Annotated in this window: 15 protein-coding genes; 4 read left to right on the top strand and 11 right to left on the bottom strand. The window is 32.5% G+C overall.

Annotated elements, in window-relative coordinates:
• Positions 1-1,470, bottom strand: a complete 1,470-nt coding sequence (locus HYG85_RS14800; RefSeq protein ID WP_212690316.1) for a sodium:solute symporter family transporter — start codon at positions 1,468-1,470, stop codon at positions 1-3.
• Between the two features lie 362 nt (positions 1,471-1,832).
• Positions 1,833-2,792 carry a biotin synthase BioB gene (bioB, locus tag HYG85_RS14795; protein ID WP_244971204.1) on the bottom strand — a complete coding sequence of 320 codons (960 nt, stop codon included), beginning with the start codon at positions 2,790-2,792 and terminating at the stop codon, positions 1,833-1,835.
• A 433-nt stretch (positions 2,793-3,225) separates the two neighbouring features.
• Here bioB and tdh point away from each other — a divergent pair, with 433 nt between their 5' ends.
• The 4 genes from tdh (at position 3,226) to bioA (ending at position 8,056) form a co-directional block, all read left to right on the top strand.
• The gene (tdh, locus tag HYG85_RS14790) at positions 3,226-4,251 is read left to right on the top strand and encodes an L-threonine 3-dehydrogenase (protein ID WP_212693769.1); all 1,026 of its coding nucleotides are present in this window, start codon (positions 3,226-3,228) and stop codon (positions 4,249-4,251) included.
• A gap of 255 nt (positions 4,252-4,506) precedes the next feature.
• Positions 4,507-5,697 carry a glycine C-acetyltransferase gene (kbl, locus tag HYG85_RS14785; RefSeq protein WP_212690315.1) on the top strand — a complete coding sequence of 397 codons (1,191 nt, stop codon included), beginning with the start codon at positions 4,507-4,509 and terminating at the stop codon, positions 5,695-5,697.
• 281 nt (positions 5,698-5,978) lie between these two features.
• Entirely contained in the window at positions 5,979-6,683 is a 705-nt protein-coding gene (gene bioD / locus HYG85_RS14780) for a dethiobiotin synthase (RefSeq protein WP_212690314.1), read from the top strand.
• 17 nt (positions 6,684-6,700) lie between these two features.
• The gene (bioA, locus tag HYG85_RS14775) at positions 6,701-8,056 is read left to right on the top strand and encodes an adenosylmethionine--8-amino-7-oxononanoate transaminase (RefSeq protein WP_330619104.1); all 1,356 of its coding nucleotides are present in this window, start codon (positions 6,701-6,703) and stop codon (positions 8,054-8,056) included.
• A gap of 132 nt (positions 8,057-8,188) precedes the next feature.
• Here the strand turns inward: bioA and HYG85_RS14770 are convergent, their stop codons facing one another.
• The 9 genes from HYG85_RS14770 to HYG85_RS14730 all read right to left on the bottom strand — a co-directional run bounded on the left by HYG85_RS14770 (position 8,189) and on the right by HYG85_RS14730 (position 19,929).
• The gene (locus HYG85_RS14770) at positions 8,189-8,827 is read right to left on the bottom strand and encodes a biotin transporter BioY (RefSeq protein WP_212690313.1); all 639 of its coding nucleotides are present in this window, start codon (positions 8,825-8,827) and stop codon (positions 8,189-8,191) included.
• A 277-nt stretch (positions 8,828-9,104) separates the two neighbouring features.
• Positions 9,105-9,248: a FeoB-associated Cys-rich membrane protein gene (locus HYG85_RS14765; protein WP_113673603.1), complete on the bottom strand. Its 144-nt coding sequence runs from the start codon at positions 9,246-9,248 to the stop codon at positions 9,105-9,107.
• A gap of 1 nt (position 9,249) precedes the next feature.
• On the bottom strand, positions 9,250-11,277 hold the full coding sequence (gene feoB / locus HYG85_RS14760; protein ID WP_212690312.1) for a ferrous iron transport protein B: 2,028 nt from the start codon (positions 11,275-11,277) through the stop codon (positions 9,250-9,252).
• A 131-nt stretch (positions 11,278-11,408) separates the two neighbouring features.
• Positions 11,409-11,621, bottom strand: a complete 213-nt coding sequence (locus HYG85_RS14755; protein WP_212690311.1) for a FeoA family protein — start codon at positions 11,619-11,621, stop codon at positions 11,409-11,411.
• A 333-nt stretch (positions 11,622-11,954) separates the two neighbouring features.
• The gene (locus tag HYG85_RS14750; protein WP_212690310.1) at positions 11,955-12,911 is read right to left on the bottom strand and encodes an ROK family protein; all 957 of its coding nucleotides are present in this window, start codon (positions 12,909-12,911) and stop codon (positions 11,955-11,957) included.
• Positions 12,912-12,921: 10 nt separating this feature from the next.
• Positions 12,922-13,875 carry an HPr(Ser) kinase/phosphatase gene (gene hprK / locus HYG85_RS14745; protein ID WP_212690309.1) on the bottom strand — a complete coding sequence of 318 codons (954 nt, stop codon included), beginning with the start codon at positions 13,873-13,875 and terminating at the stop codon, positions 12,922-12,924.
• A gap of 283 nt (positions 13,876-14,158) precedes the next feature.
• Positions 14,159-16,021, bottom strand: coding sequence for an excinuclease ABC subunit UvrC (uvrC, locus tag HYG85_RS14740; RefSeq protein ID WP_113673598.1), 1,863 nt, complete (start codon positions 16,019-16,021; stop codon positions 14,159-14,161).
• Positions 16,022-16,078: 57 nt separating this feature from the next.
• Complete coding sequence (locus HYG85_RS14735; RefSeq protein WP_212690308.1) at positions 16,079-18,148, bottom strand: ABC transporter ATP-binding protein; 2,070 nt, start codon at positions 18,146-18,148, stop codon at positions 16,079-16,081.
• 11 nt (positions 18,149-18,159) lie between these two features.
• The gene (locus HYG85_RS14730) at positions 18,160-19,929 is read right to left on the bottom strand and encodes an ABC transporter ATP-binding protein (protein WP_212690307.1); all 1,770 of its coding nucleotides are present in this window, start codon (positions 19,927-19,929) and stop codon (positions 18,160-18,162) included.
• Positions 19,930-19,942: the final 13 nt, after the last annotated feature.

Raw genomic sequence — 19,942 nt, 5'->3', positions numbered from 1 at the left:
TTATTTTACCTCTTTAGCAAATATATAATTGATATGTCTATCTTCATAACTTTCAGTAACCAGACTAACTATACTCATAGTTATTATTGGAACAACAATAGCTAATGCACCTACTGTGGGTATATTAGAACTTCCAAATCCATATTTACTGACACCGTATATTACAATGGAAAGAGCAGTTAACATTCCAACCCATACTCCTTGTTTAGTAGCCTTTTTCCAATATAATCCAAGTAGGTAAGGTGCTAATAAGCACCCTGAAACTGCTCCCCAAGATAAAGAAGCTAAGTTCAGTATAGGACTATCAGAAGTTGCTACAATATATGATAGTGCAACAAACACAACACATAGTACCTTCATAACCCACATCAATGTTTTTCCGTTAATGTCTGGTTTAATTGTCTTCAATAGATCTATTGAAATTGCAGAACTTGATGCAAGGACTAATGAAGCCAATGTAGACATAGATGCAGATAAAACCAATACAAGTATTATCGCCGCAACTACCGTTGGCAAGGTCTCACTTATTACCAATGGCATAATCCTGTCATAAACAGGCATTCCATTTACTGTAGGACATTCACTAATGATAAGTCTACTTATACTTCCTGTGAAATAAGCACCTGTAGTTATTAAAAGTGCAAATGCAGTAGAAACCCATTTTGCTGTCTTTATAGATTTTTCACTTTTTATTGTATAGAATTTATGTACCATTTGAGGCAATCCCCAACTACCTAGACTAGTCAGAATAACTAACGATAAAATAGGCACAACTCCTGGTGGTCCTATAGGAGATATCAATTCCTTATTAATGGATTTCAAGTTACTTATGGCACCTGACAACCCTCCGACACTTGGAAATTTAATTACAAAGAATAACATCAATATAACTCCAACAATCATAATGCATCCTTGTATAAAATCTACCATAGTTGCAGCAACCAATCCTCCTGCAAATAAGTATAGAGCTGTTAGAACCATCATTATAATTAATATAATATAAGTAGGTATTCCAAAAATCTCTTCAAACAGATATCCCAAACCTTTATATACCGAAGCCGCGTAAGGCATTAAAAACACGAAAATAATTGTTGCTGATACAATTTTTAGAGGCTTACTCTTGTATCTTACTCCAAGGAATTCTGGCATAGTAGATACATTAAGCCTTTGAGTCATTTCACGAGTTCTTTTTCCTAGAACTTCCCAAGCCAAGTATGTACCAATCACTGTATTCCCTACTACTATCCAAAGCACCGATAGTCCAAAGTTCCACCCTAATTTTCCTGCATAACCAATAAATAATACTGCTGAAAAATAAGCTGTACCATATGAAAACGCTGACATCCATGGCGGCACTCTTCTTCCTCCAAGGAGATAACCTGAAACTCCCTCAACCTTTTTTCTACTCATGGCGCTTACAACCATAATCATTAGTATGTACCCTACCAAGAAAAACCAATAAACTTTCATTAAATCGCTCTCCCTATTTTTTATATAATCCACATATCTCCACTTTAAACTTCAACGCTATTATGTAATATGACTTTAAAGCGCTAAATCGAATTAGCATAAATAAAAGCGCATAAAGCGCATGTTTAAATTACAAATTGAAATTATAGCTTAATATGTGTTAATCATATTTACTAACTTCTAATTATACACTATATTTTTTTGTTGTCAATCAGTCAAAATTCAGATTCTACATATTAACATTTTAATATATCATATATATATTATCACTATGGTAATAGAGTTAAATTATAGGTAAATAGTAGTTTTACTATTCACCTATATAATAGACTCCCTAGATTTAATAAAAACTCATTATCCTACTATTTTTTTGTGGTATATCCTAATTCATTAATCATTTGAATATCTTCTTCAATGTTATTACCTATTGTCGTCAAATAATTACCAACCATAGTAGCGCTGATACCTGATTTGAAACCTTGTCTTTGATTTTCTCCAAGTGCTATACGTCCACCTGCGAATCTGACATTAGTTTTTGGTAATATTAGTCTGAACATGGCAACAGTTCTACATATTGTTTCAGGTTCTAGAACTTCTTTATCCCCGAATGGCGTTCCTTTTACAGGACATAGAATATTAATAGGTACTGAGGTAATTTCAAGTTTTCTTAGTTCAAATGCCATATTGATCCTATCAAATACGGTTTCTCCCAATCCTATGATTCCACCTGAACAGACAGATAGACCAGCTTTTTTTGCATTGATGATTGTGTTAACTCTATCTTTGTATGTATGGGTTGTACAGATTTTTTCATAGAAACGTTTACTGGTTTCAAGATTATGATGGTATCTACCAACTCCAGCTTCTTTTAATCTCACTGCTTGTTCATAGGTAATTATCCCATGAGATGCACAAAGATTAAGCTCTGGAAATTTGATTTTTAATTCTTTGTATATGTCAATGATATTATCAAAATCTTGGTCTGATATTCCTTTTCCACTTGTAACAAGTGAGAATTGGTCAACTCCATATTTCACATTTTCTTCAGCTCTTTTTATTGCCTCATCCTTACTGATTAGTGGATATTCGCTTACACCAGTACTATAATGAGCAGATTGTGCACAGTATTTACAGTCTTCACTGCATTTCCCTGATTTTGCATTCATGATTGTACAAAGCTCAATCTTATTACCCATGAAAAATTGCCTTACTTCATCAGCTATCTGACATAGTTCTTCGGTATCTGTTGTTCTATAGATTTCAAGAGCTTCTTTCTTTTTTAATTTATAACCGTTAATTACTTTATATTTAATCTCTTCCACTGGAATCCTAACCTTTCAGCTAAGAAATATACACACATTTATTACTAGCATATTTCTTATTTATATTGTCGAATTATAGTATTTTAAAGCTACTGACTTTAATTATATGTAATAGTCAAAGAATTGTCAATTGATAAATTTGAACATTTTAATATGTAAACTTAATGTAATCTGTTAAATAATAAAAAAATACCTTAATATTTCGAAAATACTGTATTAATTTACCATTTATATATTAAAAATAACGTGGATATTTGGGTCTGTACTAAATAAATAGTACATTTTATTTAAAATGTGTTTGACAGAAAAACATTCTTTATTTATACTATAGATAAATAATAAATTAGTTCTTTATTGATTTAGATTCAAGTTCCAAATCTTTTGGATTGAAAGGAGAATTATATTGTCAACGAAATTGGAAACTAAGAAAACCATGAATGCTTTAGTTAAAAAATATCCTAAAGAGGGTCTTTGGCTAGAAGAGGTACCTGTTCCAGAAATGGGTAAAAATGACGTTATGATAAAAATAGAAAAAACATCTATCTGCGGTACTGATGTTCATATCTACAATTGGGATAAATGGTCAAGTGAAACTGTTCCTACCCCTATGGTTATTGGTCATGAATATGTTGGAAGAATAGTTGGTTATGGTGATAATGTTAAAGGATTCAGAATCGGAGAGTTAGTATCTGGTGAAGGTCACATTGTTTGTGGTCATTGTCGTAATTGTTTGGCTGGACGTAGGCATCTATGTATTAACACAAGTGGTGTAGGCGTTAATAGACCTGGTGCTTTTGCTGAATATCTTGTGATTCCGGCTACTAATGTGTGGTTGTGTGATGAAAATATTGATAGGGATGTTATTAGTTGTTTTGATCCCCTTGGAAACGCTGTACATACTGCATTATCTTTTGACCTTGTAGGTGAGGACGTACTTATTACTGGTGCTGGACCAATTGGTATTATGGCATCTGCAATAGCTAAGAAAGCAGGAGCTAGATATGTTGTAATTACTGATGTGAATCCTTATCGTCTTGAGCTTGCTAAGAAAATGGGAGCTATCACTGTGGATGTGAGTAAGTCTACTATTAGGGATACTATGCAGCAATTAGGTATAAAAGAAGGTTTTGATGTAGGTTTAGAGATGTCAGGTAATGCACGTGCTTTTAATGATATGATAGATTGTATGGAACATGGAGGCAAAATCGCAATGCTTGGTATTCAGTCAAAGGACACTTTAATTGACTGGAATAAAATAGTGTTCAATGGAATAAATATTAAAGGTATTTATGGACGAGAAATGTTTGAGACCTGGTATAAGATGACTTCTATGATTCAGTCGGGACTTGATATTAGTGAAGTGATAACTCATAGGTATCATTATACTGATTTCCAGAAAGGTTTTGATGCGATGAATTCGGGGAAATCGGGTAAGGTGGTACTTAGTTGGGATAAATAGGTTTATGTAGATTTAATATAGTGGCTAACGGTCGCATAGATAGTATAGGGGGAATATTTCGTCAGCAAATTAAACGTCCATGTTTAAATTGCTGAGTTCGCCGTCCATGGCTCACTGCTACATATTCCCCCTATACTATCTACGCTCGGTATTTAAATCATACCTTTAATGATTGTTAGTTCAGGCTAGTATATATTTTAATAAAATTTAAATATGGTTGAAGAAAAATAAATGAAGAAAGAAGGATGAGGTTTTATGTTTGATGATGCTAGGAAGGTTTATATGGAGCAGCTTAATGATATCAAGGAAAGTGGATTGTGGAAAAATGAGAGGGTAGTTACAACGCCACAGAGTGGGAAGATTGATACTTTGTCTAAGAAGCAGGTTCTTAATTTTTGTGCTAATAATTATCTTGGTTTGGCTTCTCATGATTTTGTGATAAAGGCGGCTAAGGAAAGTTATGAGAAATGGGGATATGGTCTTTCTTCGGTACGTTTTATTGTGGGAACTCAAAAGATTCATAAAGATTTGGAGAAGAAAGTATCGGAATTTTTGTATACGGATGATACTATTTTATATTCATCGGCTTTTGATGCTAATGGTGGGTTGTTTGAGACAATTCTTACAGCAGAGGATGCTATTATAAGTGATGAGCTGAATCATGCTAGTATTATTGATGGTATAAGGTTATGTAAGGCGAAAAGATATCGTTATTTTAATAATAATATGGAAGATCTTGAAGAGAAATTGATTGAAGCTGATAAAAATGGTGCAAGATTGAAATTGATTGCTACTGATGGAGTTTTTTCTATGGATGGTATTATTGCTAATCTTAAAGGTATTTGTGATTTAGCTGATAAATATAATGCCATGGTTATGGTAGATGACAGCCATGCAACTGGTTTTATTGGTAAAAAGGGTCGTGGTACTCATGAATATAGAGATGTAATTGGTAGAGTGGATATTATAACTAGTACTCTAGGTAAAGCTCTAGGTGGTGCTAGTGGTGGTTTTACGAGTGGTAGGAAAGAGATTATTGATTTGCTTCGTCAGCGTTCAAGACCTTACCTGTTTTCTAATACTTTATCTCCTGCGATTGCTGAGACATCCCTTAAGATACTTGAAATGTTATCGGATTCCACAGAGTTTAGGGATAAGTTAGAAGAAAATACTAAGTATTTTAGAGAGGGTATGAAAAAAGTTGGTTTTGATATTCCAGATGGTGAGCATCCTATCGTACCTATTATGTTAGGTGATGCTGTGGTTGCGCAGAAGATGGCGGAGAAAATGCTTGAGAAGGGCGTTTATGTTATTGGATTCTATTATCCAGTTGTTCCAAAAGGTAAAGCTAGAATAAGGACACAGATTTCTGCTGTACATAGCAAGGAAGATTTGGATGTGGCTATTAATGCATTTTATGAGGCTAAGAAAGAATTGGGTGTTTAATTATTAAAAGCTGTAAAAATTATAAATGATATATGATTTTAACTGGTAATGGATGTATTCCGATTAACTCTTTATTAAAGAGTTAGTTGGGGTGCATCCATTATTTATTTGTTATATTACTTATTTTGATATTAATAATATAACAAATAAGGCTGTAAAATTTTATAGAGTCATTGTAAACCATATTATATTTTAAGTTGACAATTGATTATTGATTAACTATAATTGGAATTAATATGTTGAATATCTTAATTAATTTGAAGAAAGAAGGAAGAAATTGTATGGCAAAATCTCTATTTATTATTGGTTCTGATACAGATGTGGGAAAAACAATGATAACTGCTGGTCTTTCATATGTACTTAATAACAATGATTATAATGTGTGTAGTTATAAGCCTGTTCAAAGTGGTGGTATCTACTATAACAATATGCTCACTGCTGGTGATGCTCTATTTGTAAAGAACATGGCTGATCTTAATGAAGATATTGCTAAGATGAACAGTTATTGTTTAAAGGAAGCCGTATCTCCTCATAGAGCAGCTGAAAAAGAGCAAGTCGTTTTGGCAAAAGACAGAATAATATCTGATTACCAAGCTCTCTCTGGTGAATATGATTATCTTTTAGTGGAAGGGGCTGGGGGATTGATTGTACCCATTATAAGAGATCGATATTATATCTATAATATGATACAAGATTTTGAGATACCAGTAGTATTAGTTACCCGTACTGGGGTTGGAACTATTAATCATACCTGTTTGACTGTTAGTTATCTTAAACAACTTGGTATACCTATTAAGGCTATAGTTTTTAATGGTTATGAGGGTCATGACTATGAGGATGATAATATTGATATTATCAAAGAAATTAGCGGGATAGATACAACATTTGTATTCCCTAAACTATCAGAAGAATATAAGATAAAAGAACTATTACAATATGAATTTGAAAAAGCTTTTCCTGTACAAAAGGTTCTGGAATTATTTTAGGCTAGGAGGAATTATTGATGAATAAAATGAAACAACTACAAGAACGTGATCTAAAGCATATATGGCATCCCTGTTCACAAATGAAGGATTATGAGACTTTTCCGCCAATAGTTATTAAGAAAGGGGAAGGAGTATTTCTTGAAGATATGAACGGTAAAAAATATCTTGATGCTGTATCTTCATGGTGGGTAAATATGTTTGGTCATTCCAATCAAAGGATTAATGATGCCTTGTATAGGCAAGCTAATAAGCTTGAACATGCAATATTCGCTAACTTTTCTCATGAACCTGCAATAGAGTTATGTGAAAAGATTCTTGAAGTCAGTCCAAAAGGGTTATCCAAGATATTTTTTGGTGATAACGGCTCATCAGCAGTAGAAATAGCTTTGAAATTAAGTTTTCAATACCATCAACAAATAGGTAAGTCGAAAAAGACTCGTTTTGTTGCTTTAACCGATGCATATCATGGTGAAACCATAGGAGCATTATCTGTAAGCGGATGTGAACTATATAATAAGATATTTAAACCTCTTATGTTTGATGTTATAAGACCGACTGGACCAGATTGCTTTCGATGTCCTTATAATAAGGATAGAAAGCACTGTGACGCAGAGTGTTTTGAACATATGGAAAAAGCTATAATTTCAGATCATGAAGAAATATCTGCTGTTATAATTGAACCGTTGCTTCAATGTGCTGCGGGTATGAAAATGTATTCACCTATATATCTTAAGAAGCTTAGGGAAATTTGTGATAAATATGATATTAATCTTATAGCTGATGAAATAGCTGCTGGTTTTGGTAGAACTGGTAAAATGTTTGCTTGCGAATATGCAGAGATCACTCCTGATTTCATGTGTGTATCCAAAGGACTTACTGCTGGGTATTTACCTTTATCATTAGTAATTATGAAAGATAAAATATATGATGCTTTTTATGATGATTACACAACTTTGAAATCCTTTCTACATAGTCATAGCTATACAGGAAATCCTCTAGGGTGTGCAGTCGCTGTTGAAACTTTGAATATATTCAAGGATGAAGATATAATAAATAAAAATATTGAAAAAGCCAGATACATAGAAAAATCTGTCTTAGAAAAAATAAAAGATATTCCTTATGTAGGTGAATATAGACAACTAGGTATGGTAGGAGCTATTGAACTTGTTAAAGACCAAGAGTCAAAGGAACCATTTGATTGGAAAGATAGAGTTGGTTATCAAATATATAAAATTGCTTTAGAAAAAGGCGTTCTGCTTAGACCTCTTGGAAACATCATTTACTTCATGCCTCCGTATGTTATAACCAAAAAAGAGATTGACTTCATGACAGATGTCGCTATAGATTCCATAAAAGAATATTTCAAGTTATAATTAGAAGATGTATAAAAGTACCTAATCCAAATATAAATGAAATTAAATTATGGGCTGTAGAATAATACATTTTCAACGTTTAATTGTATTATTCTACAGCCCAATCTCTTACATATATTATTTAATTTTTTATTATAAGGTTAACTTGCTTTTTCTTAATGCTCCCTTTATAGATGGTACAGCTTTTGAGGCTACAATGCTTAGTATTAAATCCCCAATAATGGGTTGAAATAAGCCAAAACCTAAAATTGCATTAAACGCATACCCTTTAGTAAGATATAGATTAAGGATAACATATAAATAGGGTACACCTACTAAATATATCGCTGCTACTCCAGCTAGTGAAGCTATGATGCTTACTAAGAAATTATCTTTTTTCATGACTTCCACTATTTTTCCAGTCACGAAAGCTCCTAAAATGAATCCCAATATATAACCAAAGGATGACTGAAACACATAGCCGAATCCTCCACCACGTGAAAATACAGGTACGCCTATAAGTCCAACCAGTGTATATACCATCATTGATATCATACCTAATCTAGACCCTAAGAGCAGACCAGCAAAAATACAGAAAAACAATTGAAATGTGAATTCCAACATAAATAATGGCAGTTTTACATAAGCTCCAATTGTCATTAAAGCTGTAAACATTCCTATTAATGCCATCTTCTTAGCATTCAATTCAGCTTTTCTAATATTATAGACCATAATACCCATCAAAGTAATAAATACAATAATTCCAATCATAATTTCATATTTGTGCTCCATAAAATATCTCCTTAAGCTTATTATAATTTTATCTCTATCTATACTGTTGACATTTATAAATTACACCTATGATTATAATGAATATGGCGTCTATTGTCAACTTATATTATTATTAGGTTGACAATAGTTATAATATGATATTATGTAAACTTAACACTTAATATCAATTATTTGAAGGGTTTCTATTATATATACTTTGTTTATTCAATCAAAAAGGTTATCTTCCCCTAGATTTTTATCTATTTGGAAAGATAACCCCATTTTAATTTTATTTTATCTATTTCTTTGATTCACAATTACTCTGAGCAGGGCAACTACTACATCCACTGCACTTTTTCCCAGCTTTTTTATCTTTATACATTTTATAGATTGCTAATCCTACTAAAAGAATAATTATACCACCAGCAATGAAGTTTCCCATATTAAGCTATCTCCTTTTGTTGTCGGCTTTGATTAATGCCTTCTACTCCTCCATCTTTCTTTTTCTTGATGAGTGTTACTAATAATATAACCGCAACTATTAAAATTATTATTGATGCTACGAATCCTTCTGCAGGTTTACCGTATACGATAAGTGAACCTATTTGATTAACTAATAGAGCTAACAAGTATCCTATACCAAACTGCATTCCTATAGCTCCCCATAGCCATTTCTTGGAACCCATTTCAGAGTTCATTGCTCCAATAGCTGCAAAACAAGGAGGTGTGAATAGGTTAAAGAACATATATGCTAAAGCACTAACTGCTGTTAAACCACCAGCTACCATAAGCACATTATCACTACCTGGTGTACTTAGTACTGCTTCAGCATTGTCACCAAATAATGCAAAACATACAGCAAGTGTTGCAACTACATTTTCTTTAGCAATGAATCCAGTTACTGCAGCAGCTGCAAATTGCCAAATACCAAATCCTAATGGAATCAACAAGAAAGCTACTGGTTTAGCAATGATTGCTAACATACTTGAACTTACTCCTTCGTCTCCAACTAGATGTAAACTGAAATCGAAAGATTGTAGAACGAATACTACTGCATTACAAACTAAGATAATTGTACCAGCTTTTATAATAAAACCTTTTGCACGATCTAACATTGATAGTGCTGCACGTTTAATACTAGGTAAACGATACTCTGGTAATTCAATCATAAAATAATTAACTTCTGTTTCTGCGTTGGTAATTCTTTTAAGTAATAATCCTACAAGAATAATCAATATAATAGCTACAAAGTAAGTTATTGGAGCCATATATGGTGCTTTTGGGAAGAATACTGCAACAAATAGACCAATAATAGGTGCCTTAGCACCACATGGAATGAAAGGTGTTAACATTGCTGTCATTCTTCTCTGTCTTTCACTCTTGATTGTTCTTGTTGCCATAACTCCTGGAATTGCACAACCATATCCTACTACCATAGGAATAATTGATTTTCCTGATAGTCCGATCTTTTTGAAAAATCTATCCATAACAACTGCAACACGTGCCATGTAACCACAATCTTCAAGTAATGATAATAAGAAGAATAATACCATGATTAATGGTAAGAAACCAAGTACGGCACCAACTCCACCAATAATACCTTCAACAATTAATGCTGTTAAGAAATCATTGGTTCCTGCACTTTCTAAGCCTCCTGATACTGCATTTGTCAACATTTCAATTCCTGTTTCTACATATCCAGCTAATAGAGGTCCTAACCATGATTGTGATATGTAAAATACTGCCCACAAGATTAAACCAAATATGGGAATTCCTAACCATTTGTGAGCAATAATACGGTCTGCTTGGTCAGCAACAGTTACTCTACTTGATTTTATTTTTCTTACTTCAACTTTTTTAGTTATTTCATTTACAAAGTTGAATCTTAATTTATCTGCTTTTTCTGCATCTGATTTAGTTTTTATCTGGAAATCGTCTTCCATAATCTTTGGAGCTACTTGACCGCCTTTTTTATTGCCGTAATCTATAGCAGAAGCTGCTAACTCTTTTAGTCCAACTTCTTTTAATGCAGAAGTTTCAATAACTTGACAATTCAACAGATTCTTAAGTCGTGATACATCTATGGTAAGACCATTTCTCTTAACCATATCATATTTGTTAAGAGCTACAACAACAGGAATACCTAATTCCAAAAGCTGAGTTGTAAAAAATAAACTTCTGTTTAGATTTGAAGCATCCACAACATTAATAATAACGTCAGGATTTTCTTCTTTCACAAAATCACTGGTAATACTTTCCTCTGAAGTAAAAGGACTCATTGAGTATGCTCCAGGCAAGTCTACAACCATGACTTCTTCAGATTTCTTTGTTTTTAGATTACCCTTTAGTTTCGCAACTTTTTTTTCTACTGTTACCCCAGCCCAGTTACCAACATGTTCAAGCTTTCCTGTTAAGGCATTAAACATAGTTGTTTTACCACTATTAGGGTTTCCTGTTAATGCAATTTTCATCTTTTACCACCTTTTTTCATCATATTTTATAATATTGATAATCATTATCACCTTATAAGTTCATTGATTTTATAACTAAGTAATATTAGCAGCCCTTGACTAGACTACTATTATTGCTACATATTATCTTTCTAAGCAACTTGTATTATTTTAGCTAATTGTTCGTCAATACCATAACGACTATCTTTAATGTTAATAATGTAATTAGATGCTATTTTAGATATTATTGTCACTTTTTCTCCTTCATAACAACCTAGAGAGAAAAGAAACTTAACCATATCCTCTTGCCCTGCTATAGAATTAACTGTATATTCCTTGTTCATTTTTGCTTTTGATAAAGTCATAACATCACTTCCTATCTGTTTTTATATCGTTCAATTTTAATTAGATACCAATGAAGTTTTATGGTACTTACTTTAAATCTATAATATCAAAAATGAGAATCATTGTCAATAATAAAAAGGAATTTATTGAAAAAGATTATCAGATTCACTATATATTTTTCATTTATCAAAGTATCTTTCTTAGTTACGATTTATTATGAATAGAAAGTTTGCTTACACTATACATAAATAATGAGGGGCTGTATCAAAATACATTTACCTACCCTTAAGGATTAATGTACTAATATATCGTGATACAGCCCCTTATGACTTTTCGTATATTTTAATTATTTTTTATTCGTAAGCTCTATATAACATCGCTGCTCCAATTATTCCAGCATCGTTACCTAACTTAGCCACTTGTACTTTTGTTTTGAATGCAGGTTCTCCACCATATATTTCATCTATAATCTCTTTTCTAAGAGGGTTTATCAGATTATCTCCTTGTGCAGAGACTCCACCACCAAGTACAATTATTTCTGGTTGGAATATGTTTATTACATTGACGATACCTACTGCTAAATGCTTAATATAATTATCAATTACTTCTCCAGCAACTTTATCTCCTGCCTGAGCAGCATCAAAAGGAATCTTGGCATTCATTTTACTAAGGTCACCATCAACCAAATCATTAAGTTTTGAATCTTTGTTCTTGGCTGCTGCTTCTTTTGCGTCTCTTATCAATGCTGTAGCTGATGAATATTGTTCCCAGCATCCTTTTCTTCCACAGTTACATTGTATACCATTGAAATCAATAGATACATGCCCAAGTTCTGCACCGCCATTAAAGCTACCGCCGATAATCTTACCATCAATTATGATACCGCCGCCAACTCCAGTTCCTAGAGTAACAGCAACTAAGTCTTTATAGTCAACTCCTGTACCACATTCATATTCTCCAAGAGCTGCTACATTGGCATCATTACCAATGTAAACTGGTTTGTCGATGTATTTTCTAATCTCATCTCTGATTGGTGTATTTTTAAAGTTAAGATTGTTAGCATAAACTATTAATCCTTTTTCAGGGTCTGGTGTTCCAGGACTTCCTACTCCTATTGAATGAATATCATCAAGAGATAATCCTTCTTCTTTGATAAGTTTTAAAGCTAACATTGCCATATCTTTTATGATGAGTTTATCATCTCTGTCTCCAAGTGTAGGTGTTGAATCCTTTCTTATGATTGTACCATCTTTTGCAACTATAGCCGCTGCAATATTTGTTCCTCCTAAATCAATTCCAATGTTATACATGTAGTCCTCCTTATTTATTGTCTTTTATATATCTTTCTTCATTTCTGCGTTTTAGATTGCCGCTTACACGATTTACTAAATCACTAGCAGCATTATAACCCATTTGTTTTTGTCTATGGTTTATAGCAGCTGATTCTACAATAATAGCTATATTTCTTCCAGGTCTGATAGGTATGGAATGGCATATAACTTTATTTTCCAATATTTCAATGTATTCTTCGTTTAGACCTAATCTATCATATTCTTTTTCTGGGTCCCATAATTCTAATTTTATTACCAAATCTATGTTTTGTATTTTCTTAACTGATTCAACACCAAATAGTGTTTTTACATCGATTATTCCAATACCTCTAAGCTCTATGAAGTGTCTTATTATATCTGGAGATGAACCTAGCAGTGTCTCTTCAGATACTTTTTTAATCTCAACAACGTCGTCTGCTACTAGACGATGTCCTCTTTTTATAAGTTCTAAAGCAGATTCGCTTTTACCGATTCCACTCTCACCCATTATAAGTACACCTTCACCATATACATCAACTAGAACACCATGTATTGATATTCTTGGGGCCAATTCTACTTTTAGCCATCTTATTATTTCAGCCATAAATGTTGAAGTAGTCTTTTTTGTTTGAAATATAGGTACGTTGTTGGCTTTTGCTGTTTCTAACATATCATCAAAAGGTTCTAATTCTCTGGATAGTATTAGACATGGTATTTTTCTGCTAAAGAGAGTATCTAATACCTTACGTCTATCATTCTTGTCCATTTTCTCTAGATATGTTATTTCAACTTTACCCATAATCTGAACTCTTTCGGAATCAAAGTAATCAAAAAAACCTGCTAATTGTAATGCTGGTCTGTTAATGTCAGAATGGGTTATTACTATATCATCAATTTCTACTTCTGGAGTTAAATTTTTGAGCTTCATCTTTTCTACTAATTTAGTCAATTTTACAGTATACATAAGAATGCCTCCTAAGCTATTTCTTTAATATTTTAGCATATTATAAATGAATTATCATCATTTTTTTATATCTTTTAATTGTAAAAGCTAACGGTCGTGGAGTTAGTTTAGGGGAATATTCCGTCAGCAAATTAAACGTCCATGTTTAAATTGCTGAGTTCGCCGTCCATGGCTCACTGCTCCATATTCCCCTAAACTATCTCCACTCTGTATTTATATCTTACTTTAACTCATTATTTATATATAGTTTATTAATAATAATATCTAAATAAGCCTTATGAGTTTACTCGTGGAAAAAATCATAGATAGTTTGTGCAACTTTTCTGTTTATACCCTCTGTTTTTTCTAGGTCGTCTACATCTGCTTGTCTTATTTTTTCTACTGAGCCAAAATGTTTTATTAGGTTTATTCTTCGCTTTGGTCCGATTCCTTCTATATCGTCTAGTATGGATTGTATTTGCTTTTTGCTTCTTAGTTTTCTGTGATATTCTATAGCGAATCTGTGTGCTTCGTCTTGGATTCTTGTGATTAGTTTGAATCCTTCGGAGTCTTTATCAATATTGTACTCTATGTTGTTGTAAAAAATTCCTCTAGTTCTATGTTTATCATTTTTGACCATGCCGCATACTGGTATTGATAAACCTATTTCATTGAGTACTTTCAGGGCAATGTTGACTTGTCCTTTTCCACCATCCATTAGGATTAGATCAGGTAGTCTGGTGAATTTTCCTAAGCTTAGATCCTGTTTTTTTAGCAGCATTTCTTTTTGTTCTTCAAGAGCATGAGTAAATCTTCTTGTCAAAACTTCTTCCATGCTTTTGTAATCATCTGGACCTTTTACTGATTTTATCCTGAATTTTCGATAGTCGCTTCTCTTAGGTTTGCCTTCTTCAAAAACAATCATGGAACCTACTGATTCAAAACCGTGTATATTGGATATATCATATGCTTCTAGTCTTTTAACTTCATCTTCAATACCAAGTATCTCTACTATCTCTTTTACGGCTCCTTTTGTTCTCTTGTCTTCTTTTTTTATTTTTTCGCCAAACTGTTCAAATGTGAGTAGAGCATTATTGGCGGCTAGTTCAACAAGCTTGTGTTTTTCACCTTTTCTAGGTACTTTTATATAGACTTTCTGACCTTTTTTACTGGTTAACCAAGCATTAATGATATTAGCTTCATCTATTTCTTCTTGGAGTATTATTTCTTTTGGTATAAAAGGTGTTCCAGAATAGAATTGTTTAACAAACTCTGTCATAACTTCTCGTCTATGTAATTCTTCTACACCATCAAGATGAAAATGTTCTCTTCCAATAAGCTTACCGTTTCTAACGAAGTATACTTGAACTAAGGCTTCGTCATGTGCTTTAGCGAATGCAATAACGTCTTGGTCTTCCATTGAAGCATTGATTATCTTTTGTTTACCCGCAATACTTTTCACACTTGCCAATTGATCTCTGTATTCAGCAGCTTTTTCAAAATCCAGTTCCTCTGACGCTTTGGTCATTTTATCTGTTAATATGTTGATTACTATATCATATTTACCATTAAGGAATTCAATAATCTCTAGAATATCTTTTTTGTAATCTTCTTCATTTATGTAATTCTGGCAAGGTGCATTACATTGTTTTATATGGTAGTTGAGACAGGGTCTACCTTTTCCTATTTCTTTTGGCAGACTTTTGTTGCATGTTCTTACCTTCCATATCTTAGTTATGACATCAATGGTATCCTTGGCTCCTCTTGTATTGGTATAAGGACCAAAGTATTTGGCTTTGTCTTTTTTTAATTCCCTAGCATATAAGATTCTAGGATATTTTTCATTAATTGTTACTTTAATGTAGGGATAGGATTTATCGTCTTTTAAAAGAGTGTTGTATTTGGGTCTATGCTTCTTTATAAGATTACACTCTAATATAAGTGCTTCAAGCTCAGAATCCGTAACTATATATTCAAATGATTTTATCATAGAAACCATTTTTCTTATTTTATTAGAATGATTTGTTGATTTTCTAAAATACTGTCTTACTCTATTTCTGAGCTTGATTGCTTTTCCTACATAGATTATGTTTCCATACATGTCCTTCATCAGATAAACTCCTGGCTTGACAGGTAGTTTTTTTAATTCTTCTTCAATATCAAACATTTATAATCATTCCTTCTACTATATCTGTCTAAATTAAATCTTGTCTCTACTATTATACTAATTAACCTCTTGATATTGCAATTCATATAAATTGTGATATATGCCTTTTCTTGCCAATAATTCTTGGTGATTACCGATTTCTCTGACTCTTCCTTTGTGTAGGACAATAATCTTATCTGCATGTTGCACTGTTGATAATCTATGTGCTACTACAAGAGTTGTTCTTCCTTGCATCAGTTTATATAATGCATCTTGAATCAAGAGCTCTGTCTCTGTATCTATATTGGCAGTTGCTTCATCCAATATAAGAATAGATGGGTCAAAAGCCAGAGTTCTAGCAAATGAAAGTAATTGCCTCTGTCCAGATGAAAAAGTAGCACCTCTTTCATAAACTTTTTCACTATATTTATCAGGTAACTTCTGAATGAATTTATCGGCATTAACATACTTAGAAGCTTCTTTTATCTGCTTATCGGTGATTTCATCATTTCTTAGTCTTACGTTACTATTAACGTTACCAGTGAATAGAAATACATCTTGAAGCATCTGTCCTACACTTGATCTAAGATTATTCAAATCGATATCTTTTACATTATGACCATCAATGAGTATATCTCCTTTTTGTATATCATAATATCTGCTTATCAAGTTCAAGATTGATGTTTTTCCTGCTCCAGTGGCACCTACAAAAGCAACTGTCTCACCAGGACTAACTTTGAATGATACATCTTTCAAGACCCATTCCTCATCGTTATAAGCAAACCATACATTCCTGAATTCTATCTCACCTTTTAACTTATCTAGCTTGACAGCATTTTCATTATTCTCTATTTTAGAGTCTTCATCTAATAAGGTAAAGATTTTTTCTGATGAAGCCATAGCAGATTGTAAAATGTTGAACTGCTCTGCTAATTGTTGTATAGGATCAAAGAAGTTAGATATATATTGAATGAAAATAATCAAGGTTCCAATGGACATAGTACCTTCCAGTACCATATTTCCACCAAAGATCAGTACAATTGATAGCCCTATGACATAAATAAAATACATTGAAGGTCTATATATACCAAACACTATTAATTGCTTCAAATTAGCCTTTTTCAATTCTTCATTGGCTTCACTGAATTCATCCATTTTTCTTTTCTCTTGTGAGAATATCTGAACAATCCTCATACCTGAAATGTGTTCAGATAAAAATGTATTGATAGCTGCTACTTTAGTTCTCACTTCACGATAAGCTTTTCTGGAATGATGCCTAAACAGTAAAGTTGCTATTATTAAAAGTGGTATAACTAAAAATATAGCTAATGTAAGTCTCCATTCCAATATAAACATCATAATGGATATACCAGACAGCATAAGTACACTTTTAACTGAATTTACTATAACACTAGTATACATTTCATTTAGTGTCTCTGTGTCATTGGTAACCCTTGTCACTAATTTTCCTACAGGATTATTATTGAAGAATTTTATGGATAATCCTTGTATATGAGTAAATACATCATTTCTAATATTATAAATAATTTTTTGTCCTGTATAGTTTAGTAGAATGGTCTGGAAATAACTAATCAACAATCCAAATATCAGTACTACAATAAAAATGATAGTTATTCTTAAAAGACCATTGATATGGTCCTGCCTAAGCAGCTTAATTTCATTATTAGTTAATAGGGTTACTTCTTTTTCTATATTATCATATTCAATGAAGTATTTTCCATCCTTTAGTATTACTTTTTTTACTTTATCTAATTTATTGATTTGTGCACTATCAATTCCTGATACTAAGAAATATGGGTTATCATAAGTTTCATCATATATGATTCTTGCTTTTTCAGCACTAGGATATTTGTTCTTTTCATCTCCTATATAATAGTTATCTTTTATCTTAACAGCACCTTTTGTATCTTTACTGACAGTGGAATACATAGTATCGTATTTTGTTATTATATCATCAACAGCATTACCTACAAGTACTGGTTTAGCAAGCTCTGCACCTACTACACCTATAAGCAGCACTAAAGAAATGATAATTAATCCTAGATATGGTCTGGCATATGAAAAAAGACGTCTAAGAAGTTGTTTATCATAACCTTTTTTCATATCTACATCTTCATAATCATGCATAAACTAACCTCCTATTCCTTCTCCAACTCTTTTTCCAGTTGTTGTTTCTCAACCATATTATAGTAAAGCCCTTTTTGTTCTACTAGACTATCATGAGTTCCTGACTCAATGATTTTACCCTCATCAATGACAATAATCTTATCTGAGTTCTGTATTGTTGAGATTCTATGGGCTATTATTATTGTTGTTTTATCTTTTCTTTCTTCCTTGATATGATTAAGAATCTGTTCTTCTGTATTAGTATCAACAGCAGATACAGAATCATCTAGAATCATGATTGCAGGGTCTTTTATTAATGCTCTTGCTATAGATATACGTTGTTTCTGTCCACCTGATAGGGTAACCCCTCTTTCACCTACAACAGTAGCATATTTATTGGAGAATTCTATTATATTATCATGTACATTGGCATTTTTAGCTGCACATTCTATATATTCATCACTAGTCTCTATTACTCCAAAAGCTATATTCCTTGATATTGTATCTGAAAACAAGAAATTATCTTGTGGAACATATCCAATGGAATGACGTAAAACTTTCAACGGTATATCCATAATATCCACATCATCAATAAAAATCGTTCCTCTCGGCGGGTTATACATTCTAAGAAGCATATTCACCAAAGTAGTTTTACCGCTTCCAGTCCTACCAACAATACCCAAAGTTTCACCTTTGTTAACAGTGACTGATATATTATCAAGTTCCTTAAGCCCTGAGCCGGGATAATTGAATGTAAGGTTATCAATGACAATATCACCTTTGATAGAGTCTATCTGTTTAACTGTTTCTTCATCAATAATTTCTGGTTTTTCATCTAATATATTTTGAAATCTAGATAATGACGCTAAGCCGTGAGACATAATGTTAATACACCAGCCAAAAGCAATCATTGGCCATACTAACATAAGCAGATATTGTGTAAACGCCACAAAATCTCCAAGAGTTATGTTGCCAAGCATTGTCATATATCCTCCATAGCCTAGAACAATGGCTATACTAAGACCTGTGACTAACATAGCTAATGGATTCATTATTGCAAATAATTTTATAACACGCATATTTTTATCATAATTATTTTTATTGGTTTCATTGAATGCTTTTATTTCTTTGGTTTCTTGGACAAAAGCTTTTACTACCTGTACTCCTGATATGTTTTCTTGTACCATTTCTGACATATGAGCAAAAGCTTCCTGTTTATCTTTGAACCTAGCTCTTATTGCTCTTCCGAAGAAAATACCTCCAATAGCTATTAGGGGCAAAGGTATTATAGCTACCAATGTCAAGTTAAGACTTATCTTAGTAATCATCTGATAGATTACTAATACACATAATGTAATAGCATCCAAAGACATTAAGACACCTGGACCTACCATCATTCTGATTGCATTCAAATCATTGGTGGCATGTGCCATCAGATCCCCTGTCTTATGTTCATTAAAAAACCTTAGTGACAGCTTTTCCAAATGACCAAAGAAATCATTTCTAAGACCATATTCAATCTTTCTTGATGTTCCAAAAATGAAGTATCTCCATATAAATCTAAAACAAGCTATCAAAAGACCTATCAATAATAGGGTAAGAACTTGATTCAATAAATTACTGAATTCATAATTACCACTCTGTAATCCGTCAGTTATATTCCCTGTTATTACAGGTATCTGCAATTGAAACAAATCAACTGTAAGTAAGGAAAGGAATCCTACTAAAAAATGGAATTTATATAGTTTAAAATATTTTATCAATACCCCTTGTGACTTATTTTTCTTAGGATTAGGTTTCATGAAATAATTCACA

The organism is Vallitalea guaymasensis (assembly GCF_018141425.1).
In the GTDB taxonomy this organism is placed as follows: domain Bacteria; phylum Bacillota; class Clostridia; order Lachnospirales; family Vallitaleaceae; genus Vallitalea; species Vallitalea guaymasensis.
Note: the sequence above shows the minus strand (reverse complement) of the source record. Positions and strands in the feature narration are given on the sequence as shown.